Annotated in this window: 17 protein-coding genes; 11 read left to right on the forward strand and 6 right to left on the reverse strand. The window is 32.3% G+C overall.

The features are described 5' to 3' along the window. Positions 1 to 2 precede the first annotated feature (2 nt). Positions 3 to 293: a chaperone modulator CbpM gene (locus tag T1L09_RS05745; protein WP_322550001.1), complete on the forward strand. Its 291-nt coding sequence runs from the start codon at positions 3 to 5 to the stop codon at positions 291 to 293. A gap of 50 nt (positions 294 to 343) precedes the next feature. Here the strand turns inward: T1L09_RS05745 and T1L09_RS05750 are convergent, their stop codons facing one another. From T1L09_RS05750 to T1L09_RS05760, 3 genes are read right to left on the reverse strand one after another with little or no spacing between them, the layout of a single operon-like run. Then, a complete protein-coding gene (locus tag T1L09_RS05750) occupies positions 344 to 979 on the reverse strand; it encodes an NAD(P)H-dependent oxidoreductase (RefSeq protein ID WP_322550002.1) in 636 nt (211 codons plus the stop codon). A gap of 25 nt (positions 980 to 1004) precedes the next feature. Continuing rightward, on the reverse strand, positions 1005 to 1427 hold the full coding sequence (locus T1L09_RS05755) for an organic hydroperoxide resistance protein (RefSeq protein WP_322550003.1): 423 nt from the start codon (positions 1425 to 1427) through the stop codon (positions 1005 to 1007). A 2-nt stretch (positions 1428 to 1429) separates the two neighbouring features. Then, positions 1430 to 1849, reverse strand: a complete 420-nt coding sequence (locus T1L09_RS05760; protein WP_322550004.1) for a MarR family winged helix-turn-helix transcriptional regulator — start codon at positions 1847 to 1849, stop codon at positions 1430 to 1432. Positions 1850 to 2163: 314 nt separating this feature from the next. Between T1L09_RS05760 and T1L09_RS05765 the strand changes: the two genes are divergently transcribed. After that, positions 2164 to 3168, forward strand: coding sequence for an LLM class flavin-dependent oxidoreductase (locus T1L09_RS05765; RefSeq protein WP_322550005.1), 1005 nt, complete (start codon positions 2164 to 2166; stop codon positions 3166 to 3168). A 262-nt stretch (positions 3169 to 3430) separates the two neighbouring features. On the opposite strand, the gene T1L09_RS05770 is transcribed toward T1L09_RS05765, so the two are convergent. Continuing rightward, positions 3431 to 5407 carry an alpha-ketoacid dehydrogenase subunit alpha/beta gene (locus T1L09_RS05770; protein ID WP_322550006.1) on the reverse strand — a complete coding sequence of 659 codons (1977 nt, stop codon included), beginning with the start codon at positions 5405 to 5407 and terminating at the stop codon, positions 3431 to 3433. Positions 5408 to 5612: 205 nt separating this feature from the next. Here T1L09_RS05770 and T1L09_RS05775 point away from each other — a divergent pair, with 205 nt between their 5' ends. From T1L09_RS05775 to nhaA, 8 genes are all read left to right on the forward strand, one after another. Then, a complete protein-coding gene (locus T1L09_RS05775; RefSeq protein WP_322550007.1) occupies positions 5613 to 6566 on the forward strand; it encodes an isopenicillin N synthase family dioxygenase in 954 nt (317 codons plus the stop codon). Positions 6567 to 6713: 147 nt separating this feature from the next. Continuing rightward, positions 6714 to 7106, forward strand: a complete 393-nt coding sequence (locus T1L09_RS05780; protein WP_322550008.1) for a GxxExxY protein — start codon at positions 6714 to 6716, stop codon at positions 7104 to 7106. A gap of 266 nt (positions 7107 to 7372) precedes the next feature. Further along, positions 7373 to 7705: a translation initiation factor gene (locus T1L09_RS05785; RefSeq protein ID WP_322550009.1), complete on the forward strand. Its 333-nt coding sequence runs from the start codon at positions 7373 to 7375 to the stop codon at positions 7703 to 7705. A gap of 79 nt (positions 7706 to 7784) precedes the next feature. Further along, positions 7785 to 8651, forward strand: coding sequence for a nucleoside phosphorylase (locus tag T1L09_RS05790; RefSeq protein WP_322550010.1), 867 nt, complete (start codon positions 7785 to 7787; stop codon positions 8649 to 8651). 406 nt (positions 8652 to 9057) lie between these two features. Further along, entirely contained in the window at positions 9058 to 10182 is a 1125-nt protein-coding gene (locus T1L09_RS05795; RefSeq protein ID WP_322550011.1) for an SDR family oxidoreductase, read from the forward strand. 55 nt (positions 10183 to 10237) lie between these two features. After that, complete coding sequence (locus T1L09_RS05800) at positions 10238 to 11086, forward strand: substrate-binding domain-containing protein (protein ID WP_322550012.1); 849 nt, start codon at positions 10238 to 10240, stop codon at positions 11084 to 11086. Between the two features lie 27 nt (positions 11087 to 11113). Next, complete coding sequence (locus T1L09_RS05805; RefSeq protein ID WP_322550013.1) at positions 11114 to 12040, forward strand: transglutaminase domain-containing protein; 927 nt, start codon at positions 11114 to 11116, stop codon at positions 12038 to 12040. Between the two features lie 19 nt (positions 12041 to 12059). Then, positions 12060 to 13388, forward strand: a complete 1329-nt coding sequence (gene nhaA / locus T1L09_RS05810) for a Na+/H+ antiporter NhaA (protein ID WP_322550014.1) — start codon at positions 12060 to 12062, stop codon at positions 13386 to 13388. A gap of 35 nt (positions 13389 to 13423) precedes the next feature. Here nhaA and ung read toward each other — a convergent pair whose 3' ends face one another. Beyond that, positions 13424 to 14089, reverse strand: a complete 666-nt coding sequence (gene ung / locus T1L09_RS05815) for a uracil-DNA glycosylase (protein ID WP_322550015.1) — start codon at positions 14087 to 14089, stop codon at positions 13424 to 13426. 83 nt (positions 14090 to 14172) lie between these two features. Here ung and T1L09_RS05820 point away from each other — a divergent pair, with 83 nt between their 5' ends. Further along, positions 14173 to 16344 (forward strand): endonuclease MutS2, encoded by a 2172-nt coding sequence (locus tag T1L09_RS05820; RefSeq protein ID WP_322550016.1) that lies wholly within the window; start codon positions 14173 to 14175, stop codon positions 16342 to 16344. An 84-nt stretch (positions 16345 to 16428) separates the two neighbouring features. Here the strand turns inward: T1L09_RS05820 and T1L09_RS05825 are convergent, their stop codons facing one another. After that, positions 16429 to 17739, reverse strand: coding sequence for a T9SS type A sorting domain-containing protein (locus T1L09_RS05825; RefSeq protein ID WP_322550017.1), 1311 nt, complete (start codon positions 17737 to 17739; stop codon positions 16429 to 16431). Between the last annotated feature and the right edge of the window lie 45 nt (positions 17740 to 17784).

Below are 17784 nucleotides of genomic sequence, written 5' to 3' on the forward strand. Positions count from 1 at the left end.
TTATGGAAACGCAAGAATTAATTGTAATAGACGTATTTTGTAAAGAATATCAAATTGAAATTAACTTTATCCAAGATTTAGAAGAATTTGGTTTAATTCAAACAATTGCGCATCAACAACAAAAATATATAGCTAAAAATCAATTGGTCTTTATCGAAAAAATAATACGACTTCACAACGATTTAAACATCAATAAAGAAGGAATTGAAGTTATTTTAAATCTTCAAGAAAAAGAAAATCAATTGCTTTCGGAAATTAATTATCTAAGAAAGCGTTTGGGAATATATGAATAGGAAAAAACCTGAATCAGAAGTAATTTTTTGACTCAGGTTTTTTTATAAAATTAGTTGAATTCAATTACAAATTCCTCTTTAGGAGTTCTCACTTTTTTCATTGGAGCAACCCAGTCTTTTGGCGTGTCGGCATAACCAACATACATTAAAGAGACGCTTTTTAATCCTAATTTATTTAGTTCTAATATTTCATCAACAACACTATTGTCGAATCCTTCAACAGGCGTGCTGTCAATTCGTAGTTCAGCAGCTTGTCCCAAGGCTAATCCAAGAGCTATATAAGTTTGTCTCGCAATGTGTGCGAAATTTTCTTCAGCAGATTGCGCCATATACATTTTCTTTAGCATATCGGTATAACTTCCAAAACGACCGCGTTCTAAACCACGTTCGTCAGTGGTAAAATCATAAACTTTATCAATTCGTTCTTCGGTATAACGATCCCATCCCGCAAAAATCAATACGTGAGAACAATCTCTCATACAATCCGGATTTAAAGCTCCTTTTACTAATTTCTCTTTTAATTCTTGATTTTCAACAACAAGCACATTAAAAGGTTGTAAACCTGAAGATGTTGGTGCTAAACGAGCTGCTTCTATTATTTTATCAATATTTTCTTTACTTACTTTTTTTGTTGAATCGTATGCTTTTACAGCGTGTCTCCAATTTAAATCTTCTATTAAAGCCATTTTATTTATGTGTTATTTAATTTATTTATTCGTTTGAAAGAGTCAATTTTACGGCCATATTTCCTCTTGTCGCGTTGGAATAAGGACAAACTTGATGTGCTTTTTCAATTAACGATTGTGCAACTTCCATAGTAACTCCAGGAATAGTTGCGTGTAATGCTGCTTCAAGGCCAAATCCACCCGTTTCCGTTTGACCAATACTAACTTGAGCAGTTACAGATGTAATTCCAGTTTGAATATTCTCTTTTTTAATAACCAAATTCAAAGCACTATCAAAACAAGCCGAATATCCGGCAGCAAATAACATTTCTGGATTTGCAAAATCATCATTGGCACCGCCTAAAGCCTTTGGATGTCTAACTTCTAGATTAATAATTCCGTTTTCACTTTTTACTTGTCCGTTTCTTCCACCGGTCGCCGTAGCTTTTGTTGTATACAATGTTTTCATTTTTATTTTTTTGAAATTTTACTAATTATGTTTTTTAAAACGATCAAATCTTCCATTGAAAGATCCATAGATTCCATCATTTTCGTAGGAATGCAAGCAGCTTTAACCTTTAAAGCTGTACCTTTTTTGGTCAATGAAATATTTACTATTCGTTCATCAACAGAACTTCTAATTCGAGTAACAAAATCTTTCAGTTCCATTCTTTTTAGTAATGGAGTTAAAGTGCCACTATCCAATTGTAATTTTTCACCGATTTGATTGACCGTTTGTTGCTCAAATTCCCATAAAACCAGCATAACTAGGTATTGCGGATAAGTAAGTTCAAGTTCATCTAAAAAAGGGCGATATTGATTAATTATTTCCTTAGCAAGGGAATAAACCGGAAAACAAACTTGCTCACTAAGATGTAATGGATCTTTCATATTGTCAATTTGATGGTACAAATGTAAAATAAAATTAAGTTTTGTGCAATTTAATTGTTTGAAATTAATATTAGTTTAACAATAGTTTATTAAATTATTAAGAGACGTGATTTAGCACCATCCACCTAATTGAATTAACTTTGTAACTTCTTAAATTGAAAAACTACAACCGCAAAAAATTATATAAAACAAGGTTTTTAGTTGAGTAAAATTCACTAATTAATGTATTTCGTTTTAGTATTTGTAGTGTTAAGATAGCTCACAAAAGTATTTTGCTACCTCAAAAAAAGTCAAAATTTTAAGTATAAAAATCAATGAAAAATCAACATACCTCCTATTCTATTTTAGATCTTGCTTTAGTTTCAGATGGAAATTCGTTAAAGCAAACCTATACCGATGCACTAAAACTAGCTCAACAAGCTGAAAAATTTGGATATACACGTTATTGGTTAGCAGAACATCATAATGCTCCTAATATTGCCAGCAGTGCCACGTCGATATTAATTGGTTACGTTGCACAAGGAACAACAACACTTCGCATTGGTTCGGGTGGAATTATGTTGCCGAACCACTCGCCATTACTAGTAGCGGAACAATTTGGGACTTTAGGATCATTATATCCTAATCGTATTGATTTAGGATTAGGACGAGCTCCAGGAACAGACGGAGAAACCGCAAAAGCCATTCGGTCTGATTTTATGGAAGCTGCACATTCGTTTCCAAATGAAATCGATAAAATTCAAAAATATTTTTCTGCAGACAATTCAACTGCTAAAGTTCGTGCCACAGTTGCAGAAGGTGTTGAAGTTCCGCTTTATATTTTAGGTTCAAGTACTGATAGTGCTCATTTGGCAGCCAAAAAAGGATTGCCTTATGCTTTTGCAAGTCATTTTGCTACAACACATTTGATGGAAGCATTGGCTATTTACCGAAACGAATTTCAACCTTCAAAACACTTAGAAAAACCCTATGTTTTAGCTGGCGTAAATATCATAGTCGCTGATACGTATGAAGAAGCACAGCGTTTATCAACTTCGCTAATTCGTATGATTGTTGGAATCCTAACCGGAAAACGAGATTATGTACAACCACCAACAGAAATGACCGATGATTTAACAGAAGTTATGCAACATCCTCAAGTTTACCAAATGTTGAAATATTCTTTTATTGGAAGTAAAACCACAGTAAAAGAACAGGTTAAGAATTTTTTAGCCGAAACAAAAGCAGATGAACTTATTGCTGTTACTCATATATTTGATGTAAAGGACAGAATTAGATCGTATGAATTATTTGCTGAAATTATGAAGGAACTGAATTAAAAAAAGCTAGTTACTACTGATCTTTCTTCACCTCTATAAAATGTTGAATAAAGAATTGCTCTTTGTTTAGCTAACTTCATTTCGTGTTTTCACAATTAAAAAAAAAGCGACAAAACAAATTTAACAAAAAAAACAACCACAAAAACAGGTTCGTAACCTTTTCCGATGGTTGTTTTTTTTATAAATAATCTAATTCTAAATGAAATCCCTACGGAATAACAAATATTAGATATTGGTTTTTCAGCTTATAGATTCTAAAAAACTAGTAAGCCAAAAGCTCTTTTAATTCTGTTTCAAAACGAACTTTTGGTAAATATTGATCTTCTAACGATTTCATAAACGGAATTGCCGATTCTAAACTTCCCACTCTTCGAACGGGTGCATCTAAATATTCAAAACAATTCTCCATAATCAGCGCAGAAATATCACTTGCAATCCCACCAAACAAAGTGTCTTCTTGCAAAATAATTACACGATTTGTTTTCTTAACCGAATTAAAAATTGCTTCCGTATCCAATGGTTGTAAAGATCTTAAATCTAACAAATCGGCACTAATTTCTGGATTATTATTCAATGTTTCTAAAGCCCAATGCACTCCTGCACCAAAAGAGATAATCGTTACATCTGAACCTTCTTTAAGCAATGACGCTTTTCCGAAAGGCAATGTATAATAGTCTTTTGGGACATCTTGATGAATACTTCTATACAATTGTTTATGTTCGAAAAACAAAACCGGATTTGGATCATTAATTGCGGTATTCAATAAGCCTTTTGCATCGTAAGGAAACGCAGGATAAACCACTTTTAACCCTGGTGTTTTGGTAAACCAAGCTTCATTAGTTTGCGAATGAAAAGGTCCGGCTTGCGTGCCACCACCACAAGGCATTCTTACAACTACATCCGATTTTTCTTGCCATCTGTAATGTTGTTTTGCCAATAAATTTACAATAGGATTGAATCCTGAAGAAACGAAATCTGCAAATTGCATTTCCATCACGGCTTTATAGCCATTTATTGACAATCCGTTAGCTGCTGAAACAACTGCACTTTCACAAATTGGTGTATTTCTAACGCGTTCTTTTCCGAATTGCGCTACAAATCCATCCGTAATTTTAAAAGCACCGCCATATTCGGCAACGTCTTGGCCCATAATTACTAAATTATCGTGTCGTTCCATTGACTGACGTAAACTTGAAGAAATAGCATCAATGAAACGAATATTTTCAGTTTCTGCTGAAGGTTCAAAAGTTTCAAAATCATAAGGAGCATAAACATCGCCTAATTCTCCTTCCAAAGTTGCTACAATTGCTGGTTCTTCTTGCACTTTTGCCCAGTCGGTGTCAATTTCTTTTTTAATTTCAGCACGAATTAATTCATCCTCTTCATCTGATAAAACTATAGTTTCTTTCAAATAACGTCTGTAATTCTCCACAGGATCTTTCACAGCCCACATATCCATTAATTCTTGTGGTACATATTTAGTGCCACTCGCCTCTTCGTGACCACGCATTCTAAAAGTTTTGAATTCTAATAAAACCGGACGAGGATTTTCAACTATAGATGTTTTTAATTCGGTGATTAAATGCACTACTTCTAATAAGTTATTTCCGTCCACAACGTGGCTTTCCATTCCGTATCCTATTCCTCTATCGGCTAAATTTTCACAACGATATTGTTCGTTTGTTGGCGTTGACAAGCCATAACCGTTATTTTCAATCACAAATAAAACGGGTAATTCCCATACAGAAGCAATATTTAAAGCTTCGTGAAAATCGCCTTCTGAAGTAGCTCCTTCTCCTGTAAAAACCGCAGTTACTTTTCCGTTTTTCTTTAGTTTATTAGCCAATGCAATTCCGTCCGCAACACCCATTTGTGGGCCAAGGTGCGAAATCATACCAATAATATTATATTCTTGCGTACCAAAGTGAAAACTTCGATCACGACCTTTTGTAAATCCATTTTCTTTTCCTTGCCATTGCGAAAATAGACGGTGCAACGGAATGTCTCGCGTTGTAAAAACACCTAAGTTTCTATGCATTGGCAAAATATATTCGTCTTTATCCAAAACTGCAGTAATTCCGACCGAAATAGCTTCTTGGCCAATTCCTGAGAACCATTTTGATACTTTTCCTTGACGAATTAGGATTAGCATTTTTTCTTCAATTAATCTCGGTTTTAGAATTTTCTTATATAAATCTAACAACTGTGGATTCGATAATTCTCTTCTTTCAAAGTTCATAATAGTGGAACAATTAAATTTTTCTCAAAAGTAAGAAAAATAACATTTTGAAAACCATTTGTGATAAAATATTATATCTTTTTTAGAATGGAAATTATAAGGTGCTTTTTAAATGTTAACAACAGTACTATTATTTAATAAAAATAATTATATTTGTTGTACTTGGGTTATAGCCCTATTGGTTTATTAACAATAAAGTTTAAGTATGCAACAAATTCCTAGTGTTGACTTACGTGATTTCCTGTCGGATGATCCGGCACGTAAACAAAAGTTTGTAAATGAAATCGGAAAAGCCTACGAAGAGATTGGATTCGTAGCATTGAAAGGTCACTTTTTAGATGATCAACTAGTTGAAGGCTTATATTCAGAAGTGAAAAACTTCTTCAGTCTTCCGTTAGAAACCAAGTCTAAGTATGAAATTCCTGGTATTGGCGGTCAAAGAGGCTATGTTTCTTTTGGTAAAGAACACGCTAAAGGTCGTTCAGCTGGTGATTTAAAAGAGTTTTGGCATTTTGGACAATACGTTAGCGAAGGTTCACCTTATGCTGGCGAATATCCAGATAATGTGGAAGTAACAGAATTAGCAAAATTCAATTCGGTAGGAAAAGAAGCTTACCAAATGTTAGAAAAAACCGGCGTTTATGTATTAAGAGCTTTGGCTTTATACATTGGCTTAGATGAATTTTATTTTGACAAATTCATCAAAGACGGAAACAGTATTTTACGTCCAATTCATTATCCACCAATTACTAGTGAACCACAAGATGGTGCTGTTAGAGCTGCGGCTCACGGCGATATCAACTTGATTACGCTTTTAATGGGTGCTCAAGGAAAAGGTTTGCAAGTACAAAATCACGATGGCGAATGGATTGACGCAATGGCACAACCGGACGAGTTAATGATTAATGTGGGCGATATGTTATCGCGTCATACAAACAATAAGTTGAAATCTACGATTCATCAAGTGGTCAATCCACCTAGAGAATTATGGGGTTCTTCTCGTTATTCTATTCCGTTTTTTATGCATCCTGTAAGTGATATGGATTTGAATTGTTTAGCAGAATGTATTGATGAAAACAATCCGAAAAAATATGAAGATATCACTGCTGGTGCTTATTTACACGAACGTTTAGTGGAATTAGGATTGATTAAAAAATAAAATACCAAATTATAATTCATAGAAAGGCATTGAGATTTCTTGATGCCTTTTTTAATTTTTGTAATTATGTAACACAGATTTAAGAAATTTCAAAAATTTGTTTCTTGAAATGAAGACAATAAAAACTAAAAGCCAAACAGAATAAAAATGAAAAATTTTCCACATCAAGAGTTAACAAAAGCAATAATAGGTATTTACTACAATGTTTATAACGAGTTAGGATACGGATTTCTAGAAAGAGTTTATCAAAATGCGATGCTGATCGAACTAAAATCAAGAGGTTACGAAATTGAAGCCCATAAAAAGATAAATGTCTATTATAAAAATGAAATAGTTGGTGATTATATTCCTGATATAGTGGTTAATAATTCATTAATTTTAGAATTAAAATGTACCGAATGTTTAGTAGATGCACACGAAGCACAACTATTAAATTATTTAAAAGCCACAGATTGTGAAGTGGGATTAATTCTTAATTTCGGAAAAGAACCACAATTTTTACGAAAAATTTTCACAAATGATTTAAAAAAACGCAAATAAGCAGAATCTAAAGATTTTTTAAAATTATTTTAATTTCTTAAATCTGTGTTGCTAAAAAATTATAGCAATGAATTTAGAAACACAATTATTAAATTATTGAAAAGTTACAGATTGTGAGGTAGGATTAATTCTTAATTTTGGGAAAGAACCAATATTTATAAGAAAAATTTTCACAAATGATTTAAAAAAAAGCAAATAAGCAGAATCTAAAGATTTTTTAAAATTATTTTAATTTCTTAAATCTGTGTTGCTAAAAAATTATAATAATGAATTTAGAAGAACAACTAAAAAAATTATTCCCAGACCACGAAGTTTCTAACGAACCCGAAGAGGTCGACGATACGCCGCACGAATTATTTGTTCAAAAAGAACCGATGATTTGTAAATATGAGAAACGAAAAGGAAAACCAACCACGATTATTTCAGGTTATGAAGGCGAAGATGAAGATTTTAAACTTTTAGCAAAAGAAATTAAAAATAAATTAGCCGTTGGAGGCACTTTCAAAGAAGGTGAAATCATTATTCAAGGTGATTATCGCGATAGAATAATGAAAATGTTACAAGATAAAGGATTCAAAACAAAACGCGTAGGCGGATAAATTTGTTTCAAGTTTCAAGTTTCAAGTTCAAAGTTAAGAACCTGAAACCTGAAACCTGAAACTTTAAACAAAAAAACAAATGATAGCAGCATCAGAATTAATATTAAATCCAGACGGAAGTGTTTATCACTTAAACTTAAAGCCTGGTCAAATTGCAAATGACATTATTTTCGTTGGCGATCAAAATCGTGTTGAAAAAATCACGAAACACTTTGATTCTATTGATTTTTCTACTCAGAAAAGAGAATTTAAAACCCAAACGGGAACCTATAAAGGCAAAAGAATTACAGTAATGTCAACAGGAATTGGTCCTGATAACATTGACATTGTAATGAATGAATTAGACGCTTTAGTAAACGTAGATTTGGTAACAAGAACCATAAAAAAAGAATTAACTTCTTTGAATATTGTTCGAATTGGGACTTCAGGATCTTTGCAAGCTGATATTCCTTGTGACAGCTTTGTTATGAGTCAATATGGCTTGGGATTAGATAATATGCTTCGATCCTATTTGATTGAAGAAATTTCGGAAATTGCGATGGAAGATGCTTTTATTACACATACCAATTGGGATATGAAAAAAGGACGTCCTTACGTAATTGCAGGAAGTAAAACTTTGGAAAAAAAATTGGAAAGCGATAAAATATTCAAAGGTTTCACAGGAACAGCTGGTGGATTTTATGGCCCTCAAGGTCGCGTTGTTCGTTTAGGAATTCAAGATCCTGAATTAAATAATAAGATGGATTCATTCAATTATAAAGGAATCAAAATGACCAACCTAGAAATGGAAACGGGTGCGATTTATGGACTTGGAAAATTACTAGGACACCAATGTTTATCATTGAATGCTATTATTGCCAATCGTGCAAGTGGTACTTTTAGTGAAGATCCTTATAAGGCTGTAGATGAATTAATTGAATATACTTTAAACAAGTTAGTAGAATAGTGAATTATCTGCTTCAAAATTTTATTTTAGGTATTGGTGGAATTGTTAGATGGTTATTTTATCAATTTTTAAATGTGCCACTTAATGACAAATATCCTAAAAACATTTCACACTTTTTGGATGATGATGCTACCAAAGATAACGGAGGATTAACCTCACAAAACAAGAATTTTATTAGTTTTTTTATCTTCTTGTTTTTATTTATAGTTGTGGCAGAAAAATATTTTTAAAGAAAATTCAAATTTCTTTTTCTTTGTAATTATAAGATTATCTTCAAATGTGCTTTATTAGTGTTATAGAAATGTTATTTAAAGTTTAAAATAAGGTTAATATTATCAAGAAGGAATGCTAATTAGCCCTGAAATTCGCTAATTAGCATTACTTTTGTTGTTAATCAAAAATTAGAATGAAAATTATTCTTACAGGAGCAACAGGTGCTTTGGGTTCTCATATTATGTTTGACATTTTGGAGCAGTTCATAACCAATAACATTGATGGAAAATTATTTTTAATTTCTAGAAACAAAGGGAAAACTAGTGCTAAAGATAGAATTAACAGCATCTTATCAAGTGATTATACTCCGAAAATTTTACTGGATTTTGGCATAGAAAAACTAACTGAATTTTTAGAAATCATTGATACCGATTTAGCGAATATAAACGATTCATTTTCGGACAAAATAAAAGATTCTTACTTTATCCACGCTGCTGGTTTAGTAAATTTATCTACCGATGAAGATCAAAAGAATAAAATTTTTAAGGAAAATGCCGAAATAACGAAAGCAATTTTTAAAATTTTTTCTCCTTACATAAAAAAATTCATATACATAAGCACTGCTTTTTCATCAGGAACAAGAAAAGGTTTGATTGCTAATGATTTTCATAATTTAGATTTTGAATTAGCACATCGAAATGCATATGAAAATGCGAAATTTCATTCGGAAAGCTACGTAATTGAGCAGTCCAAAGCTATAAATTTGCCTTATCAAATTTTACGACCAAGTGTGATTGGCGGAAAAATGTTAGGAACAGAAAATCGTTATTTTATTTCAAAGTATATGGTTTTTTATCTGATGGCTAAATTTTTTCATTTCACTGCCCAACGCAAAAATGAGCAGGAAAATGTACGTTTTTCAATAAATAATGCATCAGGTTTAAATATTATTCCAGTAGATTATGTCGCTAAAGTAATTGTTAATATCTTTGAAAGAGACGATATAAAACAGTTGAACATTGTGCATAATCAAAGTTTCAATTTAGTGGAAGGACTGCAAATAATTATGAAGGAAGTAGGTTATTCTAATTTTAGCGTCATTCAAAAAACGTTCGATTTTAGTTATTCCAACACAATTGAAAAGCTATATTACGAGAGTATCGGAAAACATTTAGAGCCTTATTTAACGGCTCCGGCAAATGAATATGACACTACTTTACTCAATTCAATTTTAGAAATCCCAAAGCTAGATGACGAATCTTTTACAAATCTGATTCGTTATGCGCGTCTTAACAATTTTAAAGATATTAATGTTTAATTTATTGTGAGAATAAAATCGAGTATTTACGAATACAAAAAAAAATATTTACAATATGAGTAAAACAATAAAAATAGCAGGTGTGCCAGAGCACTTTAATTTACCTTGGCAAATGTGTATTGAAGATGGCGAATTTGATGCTGTTGGCATAGACCTAGAATGGACAGATGTGCCAGAAGGAACCGGGAAAATGTGCCAGATGCTTAGAGATGGTGAAACAGATATTGCCGTAATCCTTACTGAAGGAATTATTAAAGATATTATAGCTGGAAATCCGTCTAAAATTGTGCAGGTTTACGTGCAAAGTCCATTAATTTGGGGAATTCATGTTGCTGCCAATTCTAATTATAAAACATTAGCTGATTTAGAACATAAAAGAGTAGCGATTTCTCGATTTGGTTCAGGTTCACAATTGATGAGTATCGTAAATGCGGAAAATCAAAAGTGGGACACTTCTAAATTAGAATTTGAAGTTGTAAATACAATTGACGGAGCTGTTGAAGCATTAACTTCAGGCAAAGCCGATTATTTTATGTGGGAACGTTTTATGACTAAACCTTTAGTAGATCAAGGAATTTTCAGAAGAATTGATGATTGCCCTACGCCTTGGCCCTGTTTTGTAATTGCTGTAAGAAATGAGTTTTTGGAAAATAATCCGAACGTTATCGAACAAATTTTAGAAATTATAAATACCACTACTGAAGAATTTAAAATTATTCCTAGTATTGATAGAACTTTAGCTTCTAAATACAATCAGGAAGTTGAGGCAATTCAGGAATGGTTGAAATTAACAAAATGGTCGCAAAAACAAATGAATACACAAACTTTTGATAAGATAATCGAACAGCTTTTAAAGCTTAAAATCATCGAGAAAAAAGTATCAAAAGAAATGATACTTAAATAATATCGTATTTTTATAGTTTTAAACGAAATGACAATCAATATTCCAACAATCGCCATACTCAAAAAAAAGCTTTCTTTACCGAAGCCTTGGGATGTTGTTGTCATTTTTCTTCTAAATATTCTAATTGCAATACCGGTTTTTTTAGTTGTACATCATAATTTAATAGATTTAAATTGGATTTTACAGTTAGATCGAATAATTCTATTTGTAGTTATTATTGTGTTAATTCAGTTGCTGTTAAGGCTTGTAAAGACGTTTATTATTTTTATTGTTTTTCTTTACTTAATTGCGCTATTGTTTGGAACTTTATTTGGTGATTATGGCTTTAATCGCGTTTTTGAAGATTATCGTTATATGATATACGCCATGAAAGATAATCCGAATCCACAAGATTTGATAATTTCTAAATTGCTTCCTTTTCCCAACAAATCTAAAATTATCTCGGCTGTTGAATATAATAATCCAAAAGTTAGAAATTTTGCTGTGGCATCTACCGCAAAACATTTTAGAAATGAAAAAAAATCAGGAGATCTTCGTGTAATGATTCAATGTTTTGCAGTTTTTAAAGAAATAAGAAACAACTGGAATTATGTAAATGACCCGAATGGTAGTGAATACATAGCGCCAGCCTCAGAAAGTTTACAGCATTTCTCGGGCGATTGCGATGACCATGCTATTTTGATGGCGGCTTGTATTAAAGCAATTGGAGGAACGCCAAGAATTATTCACACGGGCGGCCATTTGTATCCCGAAATGCTAATTGGCTCGCAACGAGAATTAGAAACAGCAACTTATTACATTAAAGAAGTTCTGTTTGCTAAAGAATCTCATAACCAACAAATTCATTATCATATTGATGAACGTGGTCAAATTTGGTTGAATTTAGATTACACTGCTACTTACCCCGGCGGAAAATTTATGAGTGAAGAAATTTTAGGGGCATTGACATTTTAAAATAATTAAATAGTAATTGATGAGTAAAAACGAAATTAAAAAAGCACCAGTAGACAGATGGGTTATCGAGCCTATAAAAGATTTTATAAACAACAGTACAACTAGTGGAATAGTTCTCTTTTCTTCCGCTGTAATTGCTATGATTTTGGCAAATTCTCCTTTAAGAGACGCGTACCATCATTTTTGGGAAACTTCTTTTAGCATTGGATTTGACGAACACGTATTAACAAAATCTTTACATCATTGGATAAATGATGGTTTAATGGCGGTTTTTTTCTTTGTGGTTGGACTTGAGTTAAAAAGAGAAATAGTTGGTGGCGAATTAAGTGATCCAAAGAATGCTTTACTACCAATAGTTGCTGCGGCTGGTGGAATGATTTTTCCTGCCTTAATCTTTTTATTCTTTAATAGTTCGGGTGAAGCTTCTCAAGGTTGGGGAATTCCAATGGCAACCGATATTGCCTTTGCACTCGGAGTTTTATTCTTATTAGGAGACCGAGTTCCCATTCAAGTAAAAATATTTTTAACGGTTTTAGCGATTGCAGATGATTTAGGAGCCGTTCTAATTATTGCTTTTTTCTATACGTCACAAATTGATTTTGATAGTTTATTAGTAGGGATTCTATTTATAGGAGTTTTAGTTTTCTCTAATTTTATTGGCGTAAGAAACACTTTGTTTTACGGGATTGTTGGAATTTGTGGTGTTTGGTTGGCATTTCTAATGTCAGGTGTTCACGCAACAATAGCGGCTGTTTTAGCGGCTTTTACCATTCCTACCAGTGCAAAAATTGATGAAAAACAATTTAATTTTCACTTGAATTATTTATTGCAAGAATTTAAAGGAGCAAAACCTAATGAAAATCCAACGGTAACTACGGAACAACTGTATATTTTAGAGGAAATTAGGGATTATTCTAAAAAAGCGTTAACACCATTACAACGCTTGGAACACAGTATGCATCCTTTAGTTTCCTTTATAATTATGCCAATTTTTGCTCTATCAAATGCAGGAGTTGAAATTAATAGTGCAATGTTTTCAAATGGCTTTAGTAACGTAACTCTAGGAGTAATTTTTGGATTAGTTGGAGGGAAATTAATAGGAGTAGTTGGTGGAACTTATTTATTCCACAAGATGAAATGGGCCACTTTACCAGAAGAAATTACGGTGAAACATTTACTTGGTATTGGTTTATTAGCTTCTATCGGATTTACAATGTCTTTATTTATTTCCGGATTAGCCTTTAAAGATCCATTATTAATTAGTCAAGCTAAAGTAGGTGTATTAATTGCCTCCGTTGTAGCTAGTATTGTCGGATTTTTTGTAATGAAAAACGCTACTAAAAATTAACAAAACTTATATAATAAATTTAAAGCTGAATTAGACTACCACTCTATTTCAGCTTTTTTATTTTGTTTTAAATACTCATTAGTCAATTTGAAATGATTGTTTCCAAACCAAAAACCCCGATTTGCACTCAAAGGTGATGGATGTCCAGTTTCTAAAACCAAATGTTTGTTTCTGTCGACAATTTTGCCTTTTTTATGGGCGAAATTTCCCCAAAGTAGAAAAACTACATTTTCACAATTTTCGTTTAAATGTCGAATTACAGCATCGGTAAAAATATTCCATTTAAGATGTTTGTGACTATTAGCTTCGTCTTTTCTAACGGTTAATCCTGCATTTAATAACAAAATTCCTTGTTTTGCCCAACGTTCTAAATTGCCAGATGTTGGAAAAAGTAACCGATCATATTCCGAATTAATTTCTGAAAATATATTTTTCAACGAAGGCGGAATCGCAATGCCATCATTTACCGAAAAACACAATCCATTCGCTTCACCCGTTCCGTGATAAGGATCTTGACCAATAATTACCACTTTAGTTTGTTGAAAATCAAATTTTTCAAAACCATTAAAAATGAGCTCCTTCGGCGGGAAGCAAATTGTTGCTTCGTATTCATTTTCAACCTGTTGCATCAATTCCAAAAAGTAGGATTTCTGAAATTCTTCCTTTAATTGGACTTTCCAACTGTTATTTCTGATAAACATATTATAATTTTTACCAAAAATATAAATTTCTATTGCAATATGGCTTTATAACTTTGTAACTTTGACCTACTAGAAAAAGAAAAATGATTTCGATTACAGAAAAAACACTAAAAGATTTAGAATTTAATACCATTTTAGAAACCATCGCCGGTCGGTGTAATACGGACATTGGGGAAGAAAAAGCGTTGGCAATTGTGCCTTTTAAAACAAAAGAAGAATTGCTTATCAATTTAAAGCAGACTTCTGAATATGTGTCTTCTTTTTCAAACAATAATGCAATTCCAAACCACGGATTTGATAATATAAATTACGAATTAAAATTTTTAGCGATTGAAGACAGTTTTTTAGAAGTACTAAGTTTTAAGAAAATTGGAACGCTTTCTGAAACAGCAATTGTGCTACTTCAATTTTTAAAGAAATTTGAATCCTATTATCCTAATTTGTATCAAAAAGCAGTTCAAATTGATATTATTAAGCTAATTAATCAACGAATAGATGAAGTAGTAGATAAATTTGGTATAATAAAAGACAATGCTTCACCCGATTTAATTGAAATAAGAAGAAATATCAATGTCGTTCGTGGCAAAATAAATCAAAGTTTTGGAATGGCGATGAGTCAATACAACTCCTTGGGTTATTTAGATGATATTAAGGAAAGTATTGTTGATAATCGTAGGGTTTTAGCGGTTTTAGCAATGTATCGAAGAAAAGTAAAAGGTTCCATTTTAGGAAATTCTAAAACCGGAAGTATCGCTTATGTAGAACCCGAGGCAACTTTACGCTATTCTAGAGAATTAAACAATTTAGAATATGAAGAACGCGAAGAAATAATGCGAATTTTAAAGCGTTTGACTAATGAGATTCGTCCGTTTGCAGACACAATAGCGGCTTATCAAGATTTTTTAAGCGATATTGATGTGATTGCCGCCAAAGCGAAATACGCCAATAAAATCAACGGAATATTACCAAATATTACGGAAGACCGACGTTTGTTTTTTAGAGAAGCCTTCCACCCTATTTTATATTTAAATAACAAAGAAAAAAAAGCGGTCACTTATCCGCAAACTATAGAATTACACGCGGAAAGTAGAATTATTGTAATTTCTGGTCCAAATGCCGGTGGAAAAACAATTTCATTAAAAACGGTTGGATTATTGCAATTGATGTTGCAATGCGGAATTCTAATTCCAGTCCACGAACGAAGCGAAACCTTCTTATTTGATCGGATTTTAACAGATATTGGTGATAATCAGTCTATTGAAAATCATTTGAGTACGTATAGTTACCGTTTGAAAAATATGAATTACTTCCTGAAGAAATGTAATGATAAAACGTTATTTCTAATTGATGAATTTGGAACTGGTTCTGATCCTGAATTAGGTGGAGCTTTAGCCGAAATTTTCTTAGAAGAATTTTATGATCGCGAAGCTTTCGGAATTATTACTACGCATTATAGTAACTTGAAAATACTGGCTAATGAATTGCCATTTGCTTCGAATGCCAATATGCTTTTCGATGAAAAATCACTTGAACCCTTATATAAATTAATATTAGGTCAAGCTGGTAGTTCGTTTACGTTTGAAGTTGCTCAGAAAAATGGAATTCCCTTCGGATTAATAAATCGAGCTAAAAAGAAAATTGAAGTCGGAAAAGTTCGCTTTGATAAAACGATCGCAACACTTCAGAAAGAACGTTCGAAATTAGAAAAAACTTCAATTAATTTAAAGGAAGAAGAAACGAAAGCTCGTGAAGAAGGTAAGAAAATGGAAACCATCAACGCGAAAATTCAAGATAAATTAGAACGTTATCAGGAATTATATGATGCGAATCAACGTTTGATTTACATCGGACAAAAGATTGATGATATCTCGGAAACTTATTTCAATAATAAAGATAAAAAGACTTTAATCGGTGATGTTTTAAAATTAGTGGAGATTGAAAATTCAAAACGTAAAAAACTTACTGTTAAAGAGAAAAAAGTTAAAGAAGTAGTTCAGAAAAAAGTTGCTGAAGAAGTAAAAGTTATAGTGGAAGAAATTCGAGAAGTTAAAAAAGAAAAGAAAATTAAGGCTAAAATTGAAGAAGCTAACAAACCAAAAGTGATCCTAAAAGTAGGCGATCGCGTTCGAATGACCGATGGAAAAGCTATAGGAACTTTAGAAAAAATTGAAAAATTGAAAGCGACTGTAAATTATGGAGTATTTACTTCAAAAGTTAGTTTAGAACAATTAGAATTTGTTGATGCTGTAAAATAGAATTCAATCTTGATATTAAATAAATATGCTCCTTGTTAAAATAAGGAGCATATTTTTTCAAAATTAGTTTCTAAATGCTAAAATCTAATTTTTAATAATTTTCTTTGTAGCTAAACCTTTATCATTAGTGATATTTAAGAAATATACTCCTGAATTAAGGTCGGAAATATTAATTTCATTTTCTATCGTACTTACATCAATATTCTTCACTGTTCTACCGTTGATATCTACAATTGTTACACTATTAATTCCAATATTATTTTCATTTTGGATAGTAAACATATTGTTGATTGGATTTGGGTAAATCGATAAACCATTTGATTCAAACGACTGAGTGCTCAAAACCGTTCCTGTATACTTAGAAATTCCTCCAGCACTATTTGAAGTATTAAATTCACCTGTAAAACCTATTGTACTGTTTAAAAATTCTACTTGCAAATGTTGAACAATATCTACATTTACCCACGTTAACCCATTGTCAGTACTGTAAGATGAGCCTGAACTTCCTGTTGCAGCACCAGTACTTACAACACCAGATGTTCCTGGTATAAAAGTTAGATCACCAGTAAAAACTGTTCCTGTATACGTTTGAGGTATCCAAGTTGCGCCGCCATCAGTTGACTTGTACATGGCGCCATTACTATCATTCACAATCAATCCATTAGTAGCGTCTTTAAATGAAAAAGAGAAAAGATTATCGCTTAGAGGTGTTGATGCCACTGTCCAATTTAAGCCCATATTAGTTGATTTATACAAACGTCCTGTAGCTGTTCCAAACCAAATTGTTCCAGAAGCGACTTCATAAAAATTTGTATATCCGTATTCAGCCGCAGAATTTGTTGCGGGAATATTTACACTTGGCACTCTTGTCCATGTAGTTCCTCCATTAGAAGTTGTGTAAATTTCAAAATATCCGCCAGCAGGATCACCTTGACAAACACCATTGTTAACATCAAAAAAGTGAACAAAATTGGTGAAAGAGTCATTTGGTGTATTGAATTCCGCAGAAGTTTGCTTAGTCCAAGTGGTTCCTCCATTTGTAGTTTTCCAAATACCACCAGCACCAGATGTTGCAGGAAACGCAGAGACCCAAGCAGTTGATGCGGAAACCGCCGTGATATTACCAATTCCTAAACCTGTTGTGCCTGATCCCAAATTTATAGCTCCCGAAGTCCAAGTATTACCACCGTCAGTACTTTTCGAATACTCCTTAATTGTTTCAATCGCTCCACCTGATCCATCTAAAGCTTTGACCCAAACATTATTTGCATCAACAATAGAAATACTATTAACTCCTCTGGAAGGAGACCCAAAAGTGGTAGCTTTCGCAGTCCAAAATTGTGCATTTGTAACAAATGGCACAAATAATAATAAACTAAGTAATTTTTTCATCATAATATTATTTTAATTGTCTAAAATACAAAAAATTAATATAATAAA

It is taken from the genome of Flavobacterium psychraquaticum (assembly GCF_034497725.1).
GTDB lineage: Bacteria > Bacteroidota > Bacteroidia > Flavobacteriales > Flavobacteriaceae > Flavobacterium > Flavobacterium psychraquaticum.

Coding starts and splice junctions, on each gene's coding strand:
- T1L09_RS05750 (WP_322550002.1), bottom strand. CDS start 979: ATGGCTTTAATAGAAGATTTAAATTGGAGACACGCTGTAAAAGCATAC.
- T1L09_RS05760 (WP_322550004.1), bottom strand. CDS start 1,849: ATGAAAGATCCATTACATCTTAGTGAGCAAGTTTGTTTTCCGGTTTAT.
- T1L09_RS05800 (WP_322550012.1), top strand. CDS start 10,238: ATGAGTAAAACAATAAAAATAGCAGGTGTGCCAGAGCACTTTAATTTA.
- T1L09_RS05765 (WP_322550005.1), top strand. CDS start 2,164: ATGAAAAATCAACATACCTCCTATTCTATTTTAGATCTTGCTTTAGTT.
- T1L09_RS05780 (WP_322550008.1), top strand. CDS start 6,714: ATGAAAAATTTTCCACATCAAGAGTTAACAAAAGCAATAATAGGTATT.
- T1L09_RS05790 (WP_322550010.1), top strand. CDS start 7,785: ATGATAGCAGCATCAGAATTAATATTAAATCCAGACGGAAGTGTTTAT.
- T1L09_RS05745 (WP_322550001.1), top strand. CDS start 3: ATGGAAACGCAAGAATTAATTGTAATAGACGTATTTTGTAAAGAATAT.
- ung (WP_322550015.1), bottom strand. CDS start 14,089: ATGTTTATCAGAAATAACAGTTGGAAAGTCCAATTAAAGGAAGAATTT.
- nhaA (WP_322550014.1), top strand. CDS start 12,060: ATGAGTAAAAACGAAATTAAAAAAGCACCAGTAGACAGATGGGTTATC.
- T1L09_RS05755 (WP_322550003.1), bottom strand. CDS start 1,427: ATGAAAACATTGTATACAACAAAAGCTACGGCGACCGGTGGAAGAAAC.
- T1L09_RS05805 (WP_322550013.1), top strand. CDS start 11,114: ATGACAATCAATATTCCAACAATCGCCATACTCAAAAAAAAGCTTTCT.
- T1L09_RS05770 (WP_322550006.1), bottom strand. CDS start 5,407: ATGAACTTTGAAAGAAGAGAATTATCGAATCCACAGTTGTTAGATTTA.
- T1L09_RS05785 (WP_322550009.1), top strand. CDS start 7,373: ATGAATTTAGAAGAACAACTAAAAAAATTATTCCCAGACCACGAAGTT.
- T1L09_RS05825 (WP_322550017.1), bottom strand. CDS start 17,739: ATGATGAAAAAATTACTTAGTTTATTATTATTTGTGCCATTTGTTACA.
- T1L09_RS05795 (WP_322550011.1), top strand. CDS start 9,058: ATGAAAATTATTCTTACAGGAGCAACAGGTGCTTTGGGTTCTCATATT.
- T1L09_RS05820 (WP_322550016.1), top strand. CDS start 14,173: ATGATTTCGATTACAGAAAAAACACTAAAAGATTTAGAATTTAATACC.
- T1L09_RS05775 (WP_322550007.1), top strand. CDS start 5,613: ATGCAACAAATTCCTAGTGTTGACTTACGTGATTTCCTGTCGGATGAT.